Raw genomic sequence first — 2,218 nt, forward strand, 5'->3', positions numbered from 1 at the left:
CGCGTCGACAAGCTGCTGCAGCTCCGAGACCATCCCCGCACTGTAGAGGCAGCCGCCGGCGGCGAGTCCCGCGTATGACGCGGGCCGTCGTCAGGATCCGCCGCGAGGCGGCATGTGCCGGTCGAACCACATCACGGCGCGGGTCAGGAAGTCGGTGACCGCCGGATAGGCGCGAACTCCGTGCCCCTCTTCGGGGTAGACGGCCAGGACCGACTCCACGCCCTTCGCCGTGAGCGCACGATGGAACTCAAGTGCCTGTCCGGGCGGGGTGCAGCGGTCCTTCGCTCCGGCGATGTTGAGGCAGGGCGTGCGTACCTTGCCGGTCTGAAGGACCGGGCTTCGCGTGTGGGCCGCGGTCCCTGGCACTTCGGGATCGGCGCGCAGGAAGGCGTTGCCCCATCCGGCGATGTTGCTGGTGAAGGACTGGCTGTACCAGTCCGTGACCGGGGAGATGGGAACCGCCGCGGCGAAGCGCTGGTCCCGGGTGACCAGCCAGGAGGACATGAACCCGCCGTAGCTCCCTCCGATGAGTCCCACGCGCTGGGGGTCGGCGACACCTCGCTCCACGAGCGCGTCGACGCCGGAGATGATGTCGTAGCTGTCCTTGCCGCCCATGTCCCCGACGACGTGGCGGACAAATGCCTGACCGCGTCCGCTGCTGCCGCGGGGGTTGGGGCTGAGCACCGCATACCCCCGGGAGACGAGGAGGGGGACCCACGGGTACTTCATGGACCACGAGTCCTGGAAGGCCCACACCGGCCCGCCGTGAATGTTGATCACGAGAGGGAAGGGTCCCTCGCCGTCCGGCAGGCACAGGATTCCCTGAATCTCCAGACCGTCCGGGGCCTGCCACGTGATCTGCTGGGCCGTGCCGCACACGGACAGCAGGTAGTCCGAACCGGCATGGCTCACCGACGCCCGCACATCGGTCTCTCCCCCGGCCACCACCACGACCTCGTGAGGCAGCCGGTAGGCGCTGTGCACCACGGCGATCTCCCCAGTTTCCGCGAAGGAGGCTTGCGGATACATGGGGCCTGCCGACAGGGGCGCGGCATAGACCTCCTCGCCCCGTCCCCTCGGATGTTCGCAGCGGCCGTAGACGGAGTCGAAACCGCGCAGCCCGGCATACCCCAGCACATGACCGGAGATCCACTGCACGGCGGTGACATCCACGCCGCCGGTGGCGACGGGCGTGCGTACGCCTGTTGCCACCTCGATCACCATCAGATCACCGGCGATGACCTGCCGGTCGCTGCACACGGCCTGTACGACAGCTGCGTAGCGGCCATCGGCAGAGCCTGCCGGAAGGCCGAGCTGTGCGCCACCGTCGCCGGTCAGGATCGGGCGGTGGGACCGGCTCGCCGGATCGATGACCGACAGCGCCGCCTCGTACCAGGAGTCCTCACTGGGTGAGTCACTGGTGATGGCCAGGATCCGGTCGGGCCCGCACCAGGCCGCCTCCCAGCAGTTGACTCCCTCGGGCGACACCTGTGTGAGTGCGCCGCTCTGCGGATCGTGCATCCACAGCGACCGCCAGGCGGAGTCGGGGACGCCGTGCTCGACCTCCGGGTGCCACGCCGGCAGGTCGCTCTCGACGCTGACGTTGGTGCCCGACCCCTGTCCGCCGGCGAGGTCGGCTCCCACGCCGGCCACGACGAGCAGCACCCTTCGGCTGTCGGGCGACCAGCAGACGTACTCCACCGTTCCGTTGACGGCCGGTGCGGCGATCGCGTCGTCGGCGCCGGCCGCGTCGGCGAGGAAGAGCTGGAACACTCCCTTCTTGGCCCGGTCGGACAGGAAGGCCAGGGTCTTGCCGTCCGGCGAGAAGCGTCCGCCGTGCGAACAGGAGCCTTCGTCGGCGCACACCGCGACGAGCCGGCCGTCGCGGGCGGAGAAGAGCCGCGTCCGGGGCTGTCCCTCAAGGACGTCGAACACGGATCCGGTGACCAGAACCCGGGACGCGTCGAGGGAGATCTGCGGATCCATGACCGCGTGCGGTCGGCCGAGGGCCGGCGTGTGCAGGCGGTCGAGGTGCTCGGCAACTCGCGTGTACTCAGCGGTGTTACGGATGTCGTGCACGAACGGGTCCCTTCTTGACGGGGAGGCTCCGGGGAGGCGGCGGCGAAAGCGGGCGGCCCTCGCGCGCCTAACCGAACACGGTGCCCGACGAGTCTTTGTTGACGTCGCGCCTGCGGGAGAACGAGCCCAGGTCGATGGT

At 69.7% G+C, this 2,218-nt stretch carries 1 protein-coding gene; it reads right to left on the reverse strand.

The genetic code is table 11. From position 1 onward, the window contains the following. Positions 1 to 90 precede the first annotated feature (90 nt). Positions 91 to 2,079 (reverse strand): prolyl oligopeptidase family serine peptidase, encoded by a 1,989-nt coding sequence (locus tag ACQKIP_RS45595; RefSeq protein WP_427745688.1) that lies wholly within the window; start codon positions 2,077 to 2,079, stop codon positions 91 to 93. Positions 2,080 to 2,218: the final 139 nt, after the last annotated feature.

This window comes from Streptomyces sp. NPDC059900 (genome assembly GCF_050270335.1).
GTDB lineage: Bacteria > Actinomycetota > Actinomycetes > Streptomycetales > Streptomycetaceae > Streptomyces.